This is a genomic window from Maribacter sp. (genome assembly GCF_039968975.1).
Classification (GTDB): domain Bacteria; phylum Bacteroidota; class Bacteroidia; order Flavobacteriales; family Flavobacteriaceae; genus Maribacter.
This window is the reverse complement of sequence record NZ_JBDVOT010000200.1, coordinates 1-17422: the sequence shown is the minus strand read 5'-3', so window position 1 is coordinate 17422 and position 17422 is coordinate 1. Positions and strand designations below refer to the sequence as shown.

Annotated in this window: 9 protein-coding genes; 6 read left to right on the top strand and 3 right to left on the bottom strand. The window is 35.8% G+C overall.

All coding sequences use genetic code 11. The annotated features are described in order from the left end of the window. Positions 1-244 precede the first annotated feature (244 nt). Positions 245-2872 carry a glucosidase gene (locus ABJI11_RS13705; protein WP_348353295.1) on the top strand — a complete coding sequence of 876 codons (2628 nt, stop codon included), beginning with the start codon at positions 245-247 and terminating at the stop codon, positions 2870-2872. A gap of 121 nt (positions 2873-2993) precedes the next feature. On the opposite strand, the gene ABJI11_RS13700 is transcribed toward ABJI11_RS13705, so the two are convergent. Then, complete coding sequence (locus ABJI11_RS13700) at positions 2994-5621, bottom strand: glucosidase (protein WP_348353292.1); 2628 nt, start codon at positions 5619-5621, stop codon at positions 2994-2996. A 548-nt stretch (positions 5622-6169) separates the two neighbouring features. On the opposite strand from ABJI11_RS13700, the gene ABJI11_RS13695 reads away from it, so the two are divergent. After that, the gene (locus ABJI11_RS13695) at positions 6170-7744 is read left to right on the top strand and encodes a reverse transcriptase domain-containing protein (RefSeq protein WP_348353289.1); all 1575 of its coding nucleotides are present in this window, start codon (positions 6170-6172) and stop codon (positions 7742-7744) included. Between the two features lie 7 nt (positions 7745-7751). Here the strand turns inward: ABJI11_RS13695 and ABJI11_RS13690 are convergent, their stop codons facing one another. Next, positions 7752-8435, bottom strand: coding sequence for an ATP-binding cassette domain-containing protein (locus tag ABJI11_RS13690; RefSeq protein WP_276492173.1), 684 nt, complete (start codon positions 8433-8435; stop codon positions 7752-7754). A gap of 155 nt (positions 8436-8590) precedes the next feature. On the opposite strand from ABJI11_RS13690, the gene ABJI11_RS13685 reads away from it, so the two are divergent. The 4 genes from ABJI11_RS13685 to ABJI11_RS13670 all read left to right on the top strand — a co-directional run bounded on the left by ABJI11_RS13685 (position 8591) and on the right by ABJI11_RS13670 (position 16890). Further along, entirely contained in the window at positions 8591-11608 is a 3018-nt protein-coding gene (locus ABJI11_RS13685) for a tetratricopeptide repeat protein (protein ID WP_348353287.1), read from the top strand. A gap of 125 nt (positions 11609-11733) precedes the next feature. Next, positions 11734-13488 (top strand): TonB-dependent receptor, encoded by a 1755-nt coding sequence (locus ABJI11_RS13680; protein ID WP_348353284.1) that lies wholly within the window; start codon positions 11734-11736, stop codon positions 13486-13488. Between the two features lie 159 nt (positions 13489-13647). Continuing rightward, a complete protein-coding gene (locus tag ABJI11_RS13675; protein ID WP_348353282.1) occupies positions 13648-15660 on the top strand; it encodes a hypothetical protein in 2013 nt (670 codons plus the stop codon). Positions 15661-15825: 165 nt separating this feature from the next. Continuing rightward, entirely contained in the window at positions 15826-16890 is a 1065-nt protein-coding gene (locus ABJI11_RS13670; protein ID WP_348353280.1) for an OmpA family protein, read from the top strand. Here ABJI11_RS13670 and ABJI11_RS13665 read toward each other — a convergent pair. After that, positions 16887-17422, bottom strand: a 536-nt coding sequence (locus ABJI11_RS13665; protein WP_348353277.1) for an NIPSNAP family protein, incomplete at its 5' end; no start/stop codon positions are given. The two genes, ABJI11_RS13670 and ABJI11_RS13665, sit on opposite strands and share 4 nt — an antisense overlap.

The window sequence follows — 17422 nt, the reverse complement described above, 5'->3', positions numbered from 1 at the left end:
TAAAATGTAAATTATGATGTTCATAGTTTAACTAAGTTAATTTTAACAAGTTAACAGTGTACTTCTCTATATTGTACAGATTAAGTAATACTAATCACTTGATGTCTACGTTAATCAATCTTATACTATAACAAATAGTATTTTTAACATAATATCCTGGTTGGATATTACATTTGTAAAACTTTTTAGATTGCCCTTGCGCAATGAAAGTTGAAAAGAAAAGTGTATAATTGAAAAAGACTTTATGGTCCATAAAAATGCTGAGGAAGAAAGATTAGCCACGGAGGATAATTATAAAAACTGGAAAAGATGGGGTCCTTATTTAGCTGAACGTCAGTGGGGAACGGTTCGTGAAGATTATAGTCCAGAAGGTCACGCTTGGAGTTTCGTTGGTCATGATAAAGCACGTAGCAATGCGTATAGATGGGGAGAAGAAGGCATTGGCGGCTTTTGCGATTCTAGAGAAATTCTATGTATGGCACCTGCTTTTTGGAACGGAAAAGATGCTATTTTAAAAGAGCGTTTATTTGGTCTAACCAATGATGAGGGTAATCATGGCGAAGATGTAAAAGAACTTTATTTTCATCAGGTTTCTACGCCTACACATTCTTACGCTAAATATTTATACAAATACCCACATAAGAAGTTTCCATATACAGAGCTGGTAAAAAAGAATAAAAGTAGAAATAGGGAGCAATCTGAATTTGAAATTTTAGATACCAAGGCTTTTGATAGCAACACCTATTTTGACTGTTTTATAGAATACGCCAAAGAAGATGTTGGTGATATTTTAATGAAAGTTACGGTAATCAATAGAGGTACTAGGGCTGCAAACATTCATGTACTTCCACATTTATGGTTCCGTAATTTCTGGAAACATAATAATAGGTTTGAACGCCCAGAGATGAAAGTCATTTCAGATGGTTCTGTACAATCGCGTAGTACACGAAACGGGCGTTACTATTTTTATCACGAAGAGGGTGAACAACTTTTCTGTGAGAACGAGACCAATAACCAACGTATTTACGGTGTGCCTAATGAGGTGCAATATGTAAAAGATGGTATAAACGACCATGTTATAGATGGTCAACCTACGGTAAACCCAGATAAGAAAGGTTCTAAGTTTGCCGTTTGGCACAAATTGCGATTAAAATCTGGCGAGGAAAAAACAATCAAAGTACGTCTTAGTAAGAAAAAACTTGATGATCCTTGGGGCAATTATGATGCAATTTTTGAAAAGAGAATTCAGGAATGTGAAGAGTTTTACGGTGATATTCTAAAAAAAGAACTTCCGGCACAACAACAGGAAATTGCTAAAAAAGCATTTTCAGGTTTACTGTGGACAAAGCAATTCTATTACTACGATGTATACAAATGGCTGTTTGGCGGTCCAGGAGAATCTAAGCCTTACAGAACAGATTCTAGAAATAAGCATTGGGAGCATTTGACCAATAGGCACGTAATTTCAATGCCCGATAAGTGGGAATACCCGTGGTATGCTGCGTGGGATCTCGCTTTTCATATGGCATCTTTCGTAGAAATAGATCCTTATTTTGCCAAAGAACAATTGCTGTTGGTTTTGAAGGAAAGCTATATGCACCCTAATGGACAAATACCTGCATATGAATGGAATTTTAGTGATGTAAATCCTCCTGTACATTCTTGGGCCGTGTGGACTGTTTATGAAAAAGATAAAAAGCGAACGGGTAAGGGAGACTATAGTTTTCTAGAAAAGGCTTATCAAAAACTGTTGATTAATTTTACTTGGTGGGTCAACCAAAAAGATAAAAGCGGAACCAACCTCTTTGAGGGCGGATTCTTAGGTTTGGATAATATTGGGGTATTTGATAGAAACCACATGCCAGAGGGCATTACCCGAATGCAACAAGCAGATGCCACTAGTTGGATGGCCATGTTTACCTTGAATATGTTGCGCATGTCATTAGAGATGGCAACGATCAATCCTAATTATGAAGAAAGTGTTGCCAAATTCTTTAGGCATTTCTTGAATATTGCATGGGCAATGCATCACATAGGGCAAAAAGATATTTCTCTTTGGGATGATGAAGATAATTTCTATTATGATGTTGTAGAAATGTACAACGGAAATACAGACCGATTAAAAGTAAGGTCATTGGTGGGTATTATACCAATGTTTGCGGTAGAAATCATTCATAAAGATTTGTTTGATGAGCTAAAGAATTTTAAAGTTAGAGCTGCGGAAATTGTAAGAACAAGACCAGATTTAGCTTCTTTGATTTCTAATATTGAAGAATTTAATTCTGATGGTAATTACTTGTTCTCCATTATGCGAGGCTTTCGATTAGAGAAACTATTATTTCGCTTGTTAGATGAGAATGAATTTTTGTCTGACTACGGTATTCGTTCACTTTCTAAATATCATGAAAAACACCCGTACGTGTTTAAGCACAACGGTCATCACCAAATTTCGTATGAATCAGGGGAAAGTCGCTCCAATATGTTCGGCGGTAATTCTAACTGGCGCGGACCAATTTGGTTGCCTTTAAATTATATGATTGTACAATCGCTTCGTAAATACTATTCATATTACGGTGATCAATATGTATATGAATTTCCAACTGGGTCTGGTAAGAAATTGAACTTGAACGAGATTGCAAATGAAATTTCAAAAAGATTGATAAAACTATTTGAGCCTAATAAAGATGGTAAATTTGTATACCACTCAGAAGATGCCAATAAAGTGTTCACCAATAATGAGCACTTTAAAAACGAACATTTCTTTTATGAATTTTTTGATGGCGATTCTGGTAAAGGGCTTGGAGCTTCTCACCAAACAGGGTGGACTGCTTTAGTAGCTAATTTAATTATGGAGTTGGAGCAGAACAGCTAAAGTTTATAGGATATTTTATAAAAAAAAGAGGCATTTTAAATGCCTCTTTTTTATTTTCTATTTTTTAAATAAAGCACTACTAATCTAATTTACAGATAGTTATGTGTGTAAATAGTTCTCTTTAATCTTCTAATTGCTCAATAAGGTTGGCAACCAATGCCGTCCAACCTGTTTGGTGAGACGCGCCTAGACCACGACCATTTTCTCCATGAAAATATTCGTAGAATAATATCAAATCTTTAAAGTTAGGGTCTTGGTAGTATTTTTCGTAGTTCTTATTGATAGCTCTATTGCCTTCTTTATCTTTCTCAAACATGTGGATCAAGCGTTTGCTCAACTCGTCGCTAACCTGTTTAAGATTCAATAATTTTGAGCTTCCGGTTGGGTATTCAAAAAGGAAATCATTACCGTCATACCATTGGTATTCACGTAATGCCTGTATGAATAGGTAGTTCATAGGCATCCAAATAGGTCCACGCCAGTTAGAGTTACCTCCAAAGAGCGATACGGTAGATTCTGCAGGTTCATAGTCAATGGAATAGTCTACACCGTCTATGTGAATTTGATATGCCTTTTCATGTACTTTAGATAATGACCGTATACCATATTCGCTCAAAAATTCTTTCTCGTCTAAAAGCGCACTAACTAATTTTTGCATTCGGTCTTTCGGAACCAATGATAAAAGTAAATCGCCATCTGCTTCATATTGCTGAATCACCTCATATTTCAAAGTTTCTTTTCGATATTTTTTAAACCAAAGAACACTGGCTTTAAATTTCGGAAATTTATCTAGCACACTCTTCTTAATGGTCAATACAGCTGCTAATGATAACATGCCTGCAATTGATCGTACTTTTATGGTCGTAGATTGCCCGTTAGGCATAGTTAGGCGGTCATAGAAGAATCCTTCGTCATCATCCCAAGTGTTTGCCTTATCGGTATCCATTTTGTTCAATGCCTCGGCTATGAATATAAAATGTCCAAAATACTTGGTAGCCATGTCTTCATAAGAATCGTCATGTTCGGCAATACGCAAACTGATCTCTAGCATGTTTAGGCTGTACATTGCCATCCAAGCGGTGCCATCAACTTGGTCTAGTGATCCGCCGCCGGGTACACCATGGCTACGGTCAAAAACCCCAATATTATCCAAACCTAAAAATCCGCCTTGAAAAACATTATTGTCATTTCTATCTAAACGGTTCACCCACCAGTTAAAGTTCAAATTAAGTTTGTTGAACATTCGCTTTAAGAACTTAATATCCGGTACGCCGGTGATAGATTTATCGGTGCCGTAAATTTGTAAAGTTGCCCATGCCTGAACTGGCGGGTTCACATCACTAAAATTCCATTCATAGGCAGGTATTTGTCCGTTAGGTGACATGTACCATTCTTTGGTAAATAACAAAAGCTGGTCTTTGGCAAATTCTGGATCTATAGAGGCAAACGATGCACAGTGAAAAGCGGAATCCCATGCAGCATACCAAGGGTACTCCCAGGCATCTGGCATAGATAATATATCATGATTCCGTAAAGTTTTCCATTGGCTGTTTCTACCATGTTTTCGTTCTTGTGGTGGTTTTGAAGTTTTGTAATCTCCTTCTAACCATTTTTCAACTTCGTAATTATAGTATTGCTTCGTCCAAAGTAAACCTGCAAAGGCTTGTTTCAATATTGCCTTTCTATCATCTGTTGCTTTTGGGGCTATTTCATCATAAAACTGAGCACATTCTTCTTGTCGTGCTTTAAAAATGGCATCAAAATCAGAGAAAGGCGCTTCAAGAGTTTCTTCTGTTAAGCGTAGTTGAAATGTTTTAGTTTCCCCACCACCTATAATCTCTTGGTATAGCGGGGCAAATTTGGTGCCTGAGCTGTTTTTGGTAGCCAGCTCAAAATCATTGTTGCATACCGCATTGTTGAATACATCTTTTTTAAACGGGTGGTCGTTCTTTTCTTTATATACCGTTTCTCTATTGGTTTCATTTTCGGTAAAGAATAAATGTGCTGCTTTTTGAAAATAGAGATTGTAGTTGCCCACGTAAGGGTGGTCTATATGTACATAAGGATTACTTTTTCTTCCTTTTTGAGTGATAACAGGCTTTCTGGACATTTCTTTAAATGTCCAATGATTACGCATTACCATTTGCGGTAATAAAGTAATAGGTGCTGCTTTCGAATTTCTGTTAGTGATGGTAATCTGAATTAGAATATCGGTTTCGTCACCTTTTGCATATTCTGTACTGACATCAAAATAGGTGTTGTCGTCAAAAATACCGGTATCCAATAACTCAAATTCTAGTTCTCTTCTATTGCGGTTTTGATTCTCGTTAATCAGTTGCTCATACGGATATGCTTTCTGAGAATACTTGTACAAATATTTCATGTAGGAGTGAGACGGAGTATTCTCTAAATAGTAATATAACTCTTTTACATCTTCACCATGATTACCCTGCGGACCTGTTAAACCGAATAAGCGTTCTTTAATTATGGGGTCTTTACCGTTCCACAAACCGATGCTGAAACACATGTTGCAATAACGATCACTAATACCTGCAAGACCATCTTCTCCCCAACGAAAAACACGACTTCTGGCATGGTCGTGCGGAAAATAGTTCCAAGCATCGCCACCGGCACTATAATCTTCACGTACTGTTCCCCATTGACGTTCACTTAAATAGGGTCCCCATTTTAACCAGTCTTTTTCTTCTTTTTGTTGTTGGGTTAAACGGATTTTTTCAGGGTTTTTCATTTACTTTGAGAGGCTTTGATGTTATTAATTTAAATATTAAAAAAAATAAAACTTAGAGTCTATTGCATTACGATGATTTGTATTATTTAAAAACAATAGGTAATTCTAATTTTTTTAAAAATTGTAATTTCATTATTGAAAGTTTAAGAAAAATCTTAAATTTTCAGAAGAAAAGAACTGACAATAAATTAATAATATTATTATTGTGAAATAATTTTAATTGGGCTGGGAACATAGCTGATGGTTACGTTTTATTATCAATACATTTAGGTGTATCACATGCAGAATTTGGCTGACGTGTGAAGAATCATTCCAATAATCCAAATGGGAGTGAAAGCAGTGGAAAGCTGTCCTATCACCTGTAGGAATATTAGGAATGTCTTGAGTTCTGTCTGATATGATTGTAACATGAATATAAGTGTTATAAGTATTAAAGATATGAATTTAATTCTAACAATGAGTGGCGCTACCTACGTGTAAAATCGGAAGTAGCATAAGGATTGTACCATCATAAAGCAGGCCACGACCAGCCCTTTTTTTAAGAATTTATGAATCCGGACTGGTTAAAGTTTAAAAAGTATCCACATATTGGAAAACCACTGACTAATAAAAAAGATTCAGGATGGATTACCGAATATGTAACTAACCCAAAAAAGATTGCCAAGCACAAATTCACACCTTTATTACACAAGAAAATTTACCAAAGAAAATATAGACCTAATAAAGATGCTGAAAAAAACAAATTTGGTAAAAAACAAAGGTCAGTACAGAAGCCTAAGGAGCGACCAATTTTTTATGCTTCACATTTGGATTCCATTGTTTATAGCTACTATAGTTTTGAATTAACTCGTGCTTATGAAGAATATTTAGTAGATAAAAAGTTTGGTAATAGTGCTGTTGCTTATAGAAAAATTCCAATAATTAAGGGGCAAAAAGGGAATAAAAGTAATATTGAATTTGCTTTTGAAACTTTTAAGTTTATTGAAAATAATAAGCATCGTAAGTTATCAATGATAGTTGCTGATGTGACCTCGTTCTTCGATAATCTTGATCATAAGATTCTTCATAAACAATGGAAACGTATTTTAGAAATTGATAGTTTGCCTGATGATCATTATAATGTTTACAAAAGCCTGATATCCAAAAGATATGTGAATGAGTTGGATCTATTTAAAAGATTTAAACATAAGCTGATAGTGGAAAGAGGGTTAATTAATGATGATAAACGTACAAAATTACGTCATAAAAGGGTAAAGCATATTTGGAACTTAAAGAGAGAAAGAGTTGTAGCATATTGTTCAAAAGAAGAATTTTTTAAGACAGCAACGAATATAATAAGAGTAGAGAAAAGTTGTAGTGAACAACATAAAAGATGTAGAGGTAAATGTGAATTAAAAGGAATTCCGCAGGGTACCCCTATGAGTGCAACACTAGCTAATATTTACATGCTAGATTTTGATATGTTAGTATATGATAAAGTTGAAGAAAGAGAAGGCTATTATCAAAGATATAGCGATGATTTAATTATAGTCTGTGAACAAAAAGATGAAAATTATTTTAATAGTTTAATCCGTAGTTCTATCGAAAATTTAGCTAAACTAGATATACAACCTAAAAAAACTAATATCTATAGATACGAAAATGTTGATGGTGAATTTAAGGGAGGTATTTTAAATGAAAAATTAGAAATCTCTCCAAATAAGCATTTGGAATATTTGGGTTTTCAATATAATGGGAGTAAGGTTAAGGTTAAAACTGTGGGGTTTTCTAAATTCTATAGAAGTATGAAAAGGGCCTTTCGAAGAGGTGTCCATTTTGCAATAAAACCTGAGAATAAAAATCATGATTTGTTTGAGGAAAGACTATTCAAAAGGTTTACTTACAAGGGAGCGAAAAGAAGATTAATTTATAAGCCAGATCCAAATTCAAAAACAGGTTATTCTATATCGAAAGAACAATATTGGGGTAATTATATAAGTTATTTGGATAAGGCAAATAGGGTCATGAAACCTATAAATAAGGATAACACAATTAAAAAACAATACTCGAAATTTTGGCCAAATTTTGGTAAGGAAATGAAAAAATCTTACAAGGAAATTGGAAAAAAAATATCTAACTTATAAGTTATACTTAAACAGCCCTTTGCACCACTTCAAATACCTTATTGGCATCACATTTAATGGTCTTGGACGGGAATTTTAGTATCAACGCATAATCATGTGTCGCCATTAAAATGGTTCTACCAGATTTATTGATTTCCTGTAAAACCTTCATGACCTCTACACTGGTTTGTGGATCAAGGTTTCCGGTAGGCTCATCGGCAATAATTAATTCTGGGTCATTTAACAAAGCTCTTGCAATGGCAATACGTTGTTGTTCACCACCAGAAAGTTCATGTGGAAATTTAAAACCCTTAGTTTTCATGCCTACTTTTTCTAGTACGTTAGAAACCCTATCGTCCATTTTTGCTTTATCGGTCCATCCGGTTGCCTTTAACACAAAAAACATGTTTTGGTTGATATTACGATCTGGCAGTAGTTTAAAATCTTGGAAAACAATACCCAATTTTCTACGTAGAAACGGTATGTCTTTTTCCTTCAATGTTTTTAAATCGAACTCAACCACATGACCTTCACCTTTTTGCAAAGGTAAATCGCCATACAAGGTTTTCATGAAGCTACTTTTACCGCTACCGGTCTTACCAATGAGGTATACAAACTCTCCTTTGGCAATCTTTAAACTTACTTCACTCAACACCAAGCTCTCCTTTTGAAAAATAGAGGCATCCTTAAGTTCTAAAACAATCTCTTCCATAACGTAAATGTTGTCATAAAAGTAATAAGTTCTATTTGATATTAGAGAACCCTTTTTTAAAATCTTTTATTTTGAGTGGGTATTAGATATACTTAGGTACAATTTTTGCCGTTATCACATGTGATAACGGTACTACTAAATAGTAACAGAACACTATGCTTAAAAAATTCATCGCTTTTATTCCAATGGTATTCGGTTTGGTCGGTTTGACCAATGCGCAAGAGACTAAGATCTATACCCATGAACAGAAGGCATTCCAAGACGCGCTTGCGCTTTACAATAATGAACAATATCAAGCGGCACAGACCATTTTTGATAAGGTAAAGGTGTCCACAAAAGATGAGGAGACCGCTGCTAATAGTGCTTACTATTCTGCCAATGCGGCAGTACGCTTAAACCAGACGGGTGCTGACCGATTAATGGAAGATTTCGTTGAAAAATACCCTACGTCTACTAAACGTAATTCTGCCTTTGCAGATGTGGCGGAGTACTATTTTGAAACAGGTAAATATCCATACGCGCTAAAATGGTATAACAAGGTTGATCAGAGTTCCCTTTCTCGTGGAGAGATGGATAAGTTCAACTTTAATTATGGCTATTCTCTTTTTTCATCACGTAAAACAAAAGAGGCGGAAAAGTATTTAGAAAAGGTTGCCAATTCTCAGGTATACGGTTCTCAAGCAAAATATTATTTGGGTTATATATCGTATCAAGAAGATGATTATGAAACGGCAAACCAGCGTTTTGATCAGATTACCGACCAAGATGTATTAGAGGAAAAGCTTAGTTATTATCAGGCAGATATGAATTTTAAGCTAGGTAAGTTCGAAGAGGCAATAGCCTTGGCGAAAAAACAACTGCCAAAAGCTGATCGTCGTGAAGTGTCTGAATTAAACAAGATTATTGGGGAGAGTTATTTCAACCTAAAGCAATATGAAAATGCGATTCCATATTTAACGGATTACAACGGTAAAGGTGGTAAATGGAACAATACCGATTATTACTATTTGGGCTATGCTTATTATAAAGGTGGCGACTATGCCAATGCCATTGCCCAGTTCAACAAAATTATTGGTGGTACCAATAGTGTAGCACAAAATGCATACTATCATTTAGCGGAATGTTATTTGAAGTTGGATAAAAAGCAAGAAGCTTTAAATGCTTTTCGTAACGCATCGCAAATGGATTACAGTGCCGAGATTCAAAAAGACGCATTTTTAAACTATGCACGTTTAAGTTATGAGGTCGGTAACGCCTATGAGCCGGTTCCGCAGGTGATTACAAATTACTTGAAGACCTACCCTAAAGATGAACACCAAGAAGAAATGCAGACCTTATTGGTGGATTCATACATTACTTCAAAAAACTTTGAAGGTGCTATGAAGCTGCTAGAGGAAAATAAGAATTATGCTAGCAAATCGGTCTATCAGAAAGTAGCCTATTACAGAGGTATTGAACTTTTTATGGAAGGCGATTATAATGAAGCTTCTGAGAATTTTGCAAAATCATTGAGCAATGCAGAAGACATGTTGTTCAAGGCACGAGCAGATTACTGGAAAGCGGAGTCAGATTATTTATCTAACCGTTTTGATGATGCAGTAAACGGGTATACGGCGTTCAGGAATAATCCGTCTGCAAGTAATACGGACATGTATGCAGATGTTGATTATAATTTGGCATATAGCTACTTTAAACAGAAACAGTATACAGATGCCATTACCTATTTCAGTTCATTTACATCAAATGGAAATGTAGCGGTAGAGAAATTACATGACGGATATTTAAGATTAGGCGATAGTTATTATGCAACCAGTAAATACTGGCCTGCCATTGAAACCTACAATAAGGCTTTGGCGTTGACAGGACCTGAAAAAGATTATGCGTTCTACCAAAAAGCAATGAGTTACGGCTATGTTGATAAAGGTGCTAGTAAAATTGAAAACCTAGAGGAGTTTGTTAGCCAGTACCCAAGATCAAGTTTTAAAGATGATGCCTTGTTTGAATTAGGAAACACATATGTTTCTCAAGGGCAAGAAAACAAAGGTCTTGCCGCTTACGATCGCTTGATCAGCGAGTATAAAGGTAGTTCTTTGGTACCGCAAGCATTAATGAGACAGGGTCTTGTAAATTATAATGCCGCAAGAAACGAAGCTGCTTTGGCGAAATTTAAAACGGTTGTCCGTGATTTTCCAAAAACACAAGAAGCTATACAGGCTGTGGCAACGGCAAAATTGGTCTATGTAGATATGGGGCAGGTAAACGAATATGCAGCGTGGGTTCGTACGCTCGATTTTGTTGAGGTGACCGATTCAGAATTGGACAACGCTACTTTTGATGCTGCGCAAAAGCAGAATTTAGAAGGTAATGTAGATGCCGCTATAAAAGGATACAAGAATTACATTCAGCAATTCCCTACCGGGTTACATGCGGTAGATGCCAACTTTAGTTTAGCGCAGTTGTACTTTGGTAAAGGCGAGAAAGAATCTGCTTTACCATATTATAAATATGTTGCAGATAGAAGCACGAGCGAATATGCAGAGCAGGCATTAACACGCGTTTGTGAAGTTTATATTTCTAAAGACGACTACCTAATTGCATTACCGTATTTATTGAAATTAGAGAGTCAGGCGAACATTTCACAGAACAGAACTTTTGCACGTTCCAATTTAATGAAAGGGTATTATGATCAAAAGAATTACCCAAAGACATTGGAATATGCTGACAAAGTATTGTCTACTTCAAATATTGACGATAGAATTAAGAGTGATGCGCATATTATGATTGCTAGATCGGCTATTGCTACAAATGACGAAGCAAAAGCAGAATCTGCCTATGCCGAAGTATTAAAGATTGCATCTGGGGCTACAGCGGCAGAAGCTTTGTACTACAACGCCTATTTTGAAAATAAAGACGGATCATACGAAAACTCTAATGTAGCGGTACAGAAATTAGCAAAAGACTATGCGGCATATAAAGAGTGGGGTGGTAAAGGTTTAGTACTCATGGCTAAAAACTACTATGCTTTAAATGATGCATACCAGGCAACCTATATTTTGGAAAGTGTTATTACCAACTTTACGCAGTATCCAGAGATTGTTTCAGAGGCAAGAGCAGAACTGGCTATCATAAAATCAAAAGAGGCAAAGAGTAATTCATCGGTAGATCCTAACTAAAAAATTACGTACACTAATAAACAAACTCCGGGCAAGCCCGTGAAACATTGAATTGAAAATTTTATTTAGATTTCGACGCAAGCTTCGGAATAGTTAAATCTCGATTATCGAGGAAAAGAACACCTATGTACAACAAACATATATTTACGCTTATATTTTTAACGCTTGGTTTTCAGATTGTTTTTGCTCAAGAAGAAGAGGAAAAAGATTTGGGTACGGAAACCGTAACGGTGACCAAAGCTTACACGCCAACCGTTTCAGATGCTTTTAAGATTAAGTCGGTTCCTAACATGAACGACTCTATCGTGCTACAGAAAAAACCGATTAACTATAGCATATTTTCTGTTCCTGTAGCATCAACATTTACGCCTAATAAGGGCACGGCATCAAAAGTAGAAAGATTGCCACCGCCAGTATTGTATAACTCTTATGCCTCTTTAGGAGCAGGATTGTATGGTAATGTTTTGGGTGAGTTTTATACGAGCAGAACAATCAATAGAGATGAGAATTTTGATATTGGTTTTAACCATTTATCCTCGCGTGGAGGTATTGACGGTGTAGAATTGAACGATACATTCTATGACACCAGATTAGATGCTTCTTACGCAAAGCGTGATCGCGATTTAGATTGGGGCGCGGCAATTGGGCTACAACACCAATTATATAACTGGTACGGTATAGAGCCTGGTGTATTTAGTGAAACCGTGCTTAATAGTATAGACGAACGTCAAAACTATTATATGGGCGAAGTTAGCGGGCATATAAATTTAGAGGATGTTTATTTTAAAAGAGCAGACTTAAAATACCGTAGATTTTTTGATGCCGTAAGTTCAGGGGAAAACAGAGCTATTTTTAATTCTGCGTTTGAGTTTCCGGTAAATGAAGAGACATTCAATGCTAATGTAAATGTTGATTACGTTGGTGGTACTTTTGAAAATGCAGATGTTAATAGTAGTACCAATGATGGTGGCGTTTCTTATGGGAATTTACAAGTAGGTATTAATCCTTCGTTAACCATGTTGCGTGATGATCTGTCATTAAATTTGGGTGTGAATTTGGTTTACGGAATGGATTTAGAAAATAGTGAAAGTAACTTCTATATTTATCCTGCAGTAACAGCATCTTATAGATTGCTAGATGAAACGGTAATTGCATATGGTGGAGTAACGGGTGAGTTGAAACAAAATTCTTATTATGATTTGGTAGAAGGTAATCCGTTTGTTTCTCCAACATTAAATATTGCACCTACAGATAGTCAATACAATGCTTATGTAGGTTTTAAGGGGCAGTTGCTACCTAATTTAAGCTATAATGTAAAAGGATCATATTCGGCAGAGAATAACAGACCGTTGTATACGTTGAACCCGAGAAATGATTTCAGGTCAGATGATAAAGGATATTACTATGGTAATTCTTTCGGTGTGTTTTATGATGACATCAAGACCTTGGGAATTTTTGGGGAGTTGAATGTAGATGTGAACCGTAATTTTACGGCAGGTGTAAACGTTGAGGTGTATGATTATAATACTGAAACAGGTAATCCTGCTTGGAACTTGCCAAACTTACAAGCATCACTGTTTATGGATTATCAGATAGGGGAGAAGTGGTATGCAGGTGCTAACTTATTCTATGTTGGGGAGCGAGAAGATTATTCTTCATCGGTAGTACAAAATGTTCAGCCAAGTGAATTTCCGGCTACATTAATTACACTAGATGGTTATTTTGATGCCAATGCACATGTTGGATATAGATATACCGATCAGTGGTCATTTTTTATAAAAGGGGCAAACCTTTCTAATAATGCGTACCAACGTTGGGCTAATTTCCAAGTTCAGGGAATTCAGATTTTAGGGGGAGCGACTTATAAATTTGATTTCTAGAATACGATTCTAAATAAATATATGAGCACCTAAGATATCAGAACCGTCTGATTTTTAGGTGTTTTTTTGTTTTAACTTTTGTTTAACAATTAAAACCAAACCCTCATTGGGTCTCTTCGTAAGTATTGGTGGTTCAACTAATAAAACCTAAAATACAATATGAAAAAATCAATAATTTATTTAGCAATTTTAGCAGGCGCATTGTTTGTAGCCTCATGTAGTGATGATGACGATGCCTTGGTAGAGGTTACACCAGATGTAACCTGTGATGATGGTATTATGAATGGGGATGAAACCGGTATTGACTGCGGTGGTTCTTTTTGTGAGCCTTGTGGCGAGGGTATGACCATTTTAGGTCGTAGAGCAGATTTGTTTGTAACAAATAATGATAACGGAAATATTTCTAGATACAGTGTAACTGGCGATTCTTTGGTTACCTTAATGACAACGACTACAGCTGCAGAAGGTATTTATTATGATGCTACTGCAGATGTAGTTTTTCAAGCGTCTAGAAGTGCACTGCAATTAGAAGCTTTTGCAGATGTAAGTACGTTAATGGACGGCGATGCAGTTGCAGCTTCTTACACAGGTAGTGCAGATTTGGAGAATCCTAGAGAATTAGCAGTTAGCGGATCTTCATTTGTAGTTGCCGATAATGGTGCTAACAAGTTCTTCGTGTATGAAAATACAGGAAGCGGATTTACATTAACAAGTACTGTTGAAGTGCCTTTCCCGGTTTGGGGTATCACTTTTAAAGGTGATGATTTATATGCCGTGGTTGATACAACAGGCGATTTAGCGGTGTATTACAATTTTCTTTCTAATGTTACCAATGGCGTTTTAAATCCATCAAAAAGAGTAACTATAGAAGGTATTGTAAGAACACATGGTATTACATATGATGGTACTGATGATGTTATGGTATTGACTGATATTGGTGATGCTGATGATGCAAACACAGATGGTGGATTTCATGTAATTTCAGATTTCTCTTCTAAATTTGATGCGTTATCTGATGGTGAATTATTACCAGTGGGTATGCAAGTACGTGTTGCAGGTTCTTCAACATTAATGGGTAACCCAATTGATGTAGCCTATGATTCTGAAACCGATGCAGTTTATGTTTCTGAAATAGGAAATGGTAAAGTATTAGGATTTACTTCTATAGGTTCTGGAGGTGATTTAACTCCTTCTTTCAATAAAGATTTAGCAATGGCTTCATCTATTTACTTTAGTAGTGATGAAACAGATGGTAATACGGGCGATTCTAGTTCTGCTAGAGAAACTACATTATATGCAACAAGTACTGCTAACGGTAATGTAAGTGTTTATAATGGTACTGGTGCTTTAGTTAAAACTATTGATACAGATTCAGATACAACAGAAGGTATTTATTATAATGCTATGGAAGATGCTTTAATACAAGCTTCACGTTCTGGTATGGCTTTAGAGTATTACGGTAGTTTTACTGCAGTTACAGACTTAGCAAATGTGGTAGCAGATTTTACAGGTAACTCAGAATTGTCTAGTCCAAGAGAAATTGCGGTTTTTGGAAACAAAGTAGTAGTTTCTAGTAATACGGAGAATAAGTTCTACGTATATGAGTACAATGGTTCTAGTTTTACCTTATTGAATACTTTTGATGCCGGTTTTGATACTTGGGGTATTACGTTTATGGGGAACACTTTATTAGCTGTTGTGGATGCAACAAGTGATTTAGCGGTGTATGATAATTTCTTAACTGATTTCTCTGCAGATGGTGCAATTACACCAACAAAAAGAATTACAGTTGACGGTATCGTTAGAACACATGGTATAGATTATAGCGAAGCTGATGATGTATTGGTTATGTCTGATATTGGTGATGCTGCCGATGCAAATACAGATGGCGGATTTCAAGTAACTCAAGATTTTGCTGCTAAATTGGCTGCTGTAGACAATGGCGGAACATTAGCACTTTCTGATCAAACAAGGGTTGCAGGTTCTATGACAGAAATGGGTAACCCAATTGATATTGCTTATGATCATAAAACAAAAACAGTATTTGTTGCAGAAGTAGGAAATGGTAAAGTACTTGCTTTTTCAGATGCACTGAATGCCAGTGGTAATGTATCACCAGCAATTAGTAATGACTTAGCAGAAGCGTCATCTATTTACTTATATAACAATTAAGAGTTGAAGTAAGGTTTGGTTTTTATTGTTAGTAAGGCCCTTCTTTGAGATAAGAAGGGCTTTTTTTATGCTTTAGATTTGGCAATGTCACTATAATTTATGTTTTCTGTATTTTAGGGAATCTATTTAAAGTGCATGCTAACTAAAAGTCAACATTCATGTTTTTTGCTATTTCTTGCGCTAGGTACGTCATTTCTTTTGACGGGTCAGAATTTAGTATTGAATCCTAGTTTTGAAAACTATATGCAATGTCCCGTTACTTTAGGCAATCTAGAAAAGGATGTTGTAGATTGGAATATGCCTACTTTGGGTTCAACAGATTATTTCAATGGTTGCAGTAGTGCCATGGGTACTCCGGAAAATTTTAACGGAAAACAACCTGCTAATTTCGGAATAGGTTATGTTGGGTTTTACATGTACGCACCAAACGATTACAGAGAGTATATTCAAGCAGAACTAAGTACAACTTTAAAAAAAGGAGAACGCTATACTATTTCGTTTTATGTGAGTTTAGCTGAGCGTTCAGATTTTGCGGTGAAGGAATTTGGCATCCGGTTTACGGAGTTTCCCGTTCAGGTTGAGACAAGCAAAGTATTATCTGGTATGCATTTTTCTAAATTGAAAGGCGATACATCTGAAACACTAACAATATCTTATTCCAAATATTATTCCGATGAAATAAAATGGGTGAAATTGACCACGGAGTTTGAAGCCAAAGGAACCGAAAAATATATGATTATCGGGAACTTCAAAAACAACAAACGAACACAGAAATATCAAACTAAAAGAAAAATAACCAAAGGGTCTTATTACTACTTAGATATGGTTTCTGTGAGTAATATAAATTCAAAGATTACGGAACACCCAAAAGAATATGCTTTAGATAGTATACATGTTTTTAAGGATGTTTACTTCAATTCTAATAAAGCTAAAATTAGGGGAAACCATCAACAAGAAATGGAAGCCTTACTTTCTTATTTGCTGACAAACCCAATTATTGAAATTCAGATATTAGGGCACACAGATGATATTGGCACCAATACTTTTAATCAAAAACTATCAGTAAAAAGAGCAAAAGAGATAGTTGGCTTTTTGACCGAAAACGGCATTTCAATAAATAGAATTTCATCTCAAGGGTTTGGTAGTTCAAAACCTATAGCTACCAATAACACAGAAGCCGGTAGATTTCTCAACCGGCGTGTAGAATTTGTGTTGAGTAAACCAGATTAGTAATCTGAATACTCTGTTGGGTATAGTAAATCTATATCTGCATGGCTTACTGTATTTTGGTATTTGTCCATCACAGAAATTTCTTTCCATTTCTCAGAAGAGCCGAAATTTTTCCAAAGGGCATCTCTTTTTTCTTTATTAGAAAACGTGGTCATATACATAAGGTTGGGCATTTTATCCCCAGAAATAACATCGGCGTAGAAAACAGCATTGAATCCAAGACTTTCAAAAAGCTCCACTTCGCCATCTTCGTTAAACATATCTACTTTTCTACGGTACATGGCTTCGGTAGGTCCTTCGTAGCTTCTTAATTCATATACTCTATCTGCTCGTGCACCTGTAACTTTACTAGGTTTCATTTTAGGCATATTGGGAAAAGCACGTAACAATACAGAACTAATTCTTTCAAATGGTTTTTTATCATGTGTGGCATGTATATAGTCAGCCCCAGCCGAAAGATGGGTTTTATCCACAGCTAACATTGCCTCAAGTTTATCAAATTGAACTAAAGATTGAAAAGGAATCAATACAT

What these genes read in the sequence shown, in the direction of transcription:
- ABJI11_RS13705 (WP_348353295.1), top strand. Translation starts at nt 245, where the DNA reads ATGGTCCATAAAAATGCTGAGGAAGAAAGATTAGCCACGGAGGATAAT.
- ABJI11_RS13700 (WP_348353292.1), bottom strand. Translation starts at nt 5,621, where the DNA reads ATGAAAAACCCTGAAAAAATCCGTTTAACCCAACAACAAAAAGAAGAA.
- ABJI11_RS13695 (WP_348353289.1), top strand. Translation starts at nt 6,170, where the DNA reads ATGAATCCGGACTGGTTAAAGTTTAAAAAGTATCCACATATTGGAAAA.
- ABJI11_RS13690 (WP_276492173.1), bottom strand. Translation starts at nt 8,435, where the DNA reads ATGGAAGAGATTGTTTTAGAACTTAAGGATGCCTCTATTTTTCAAAAG.
- ABJI11_RS13685 (WP_348353287.1), top strand. Translation starts at nt 8,591, where the DNA reads ATGCTTAAAAAATTCATCGCTTTTATTCCAATGGTATTCGGTTTGGTC.
- ABJI11_RS13680 (WP_348353284.1), top strand. Translation starts at nt 11,734, where the DNA reads ATGTACAACAAACATATATTTACGCTTATATTTTTAACGCTTGGTTTT.
- ABJI11_RS13675 (WP_348353282.1), top strand. Translation starts at nt 13,648, where the DNA reads ATGAAAAAATCAATAATTTATTTAGCAATTTTAGCAGGCGCATTGTTT.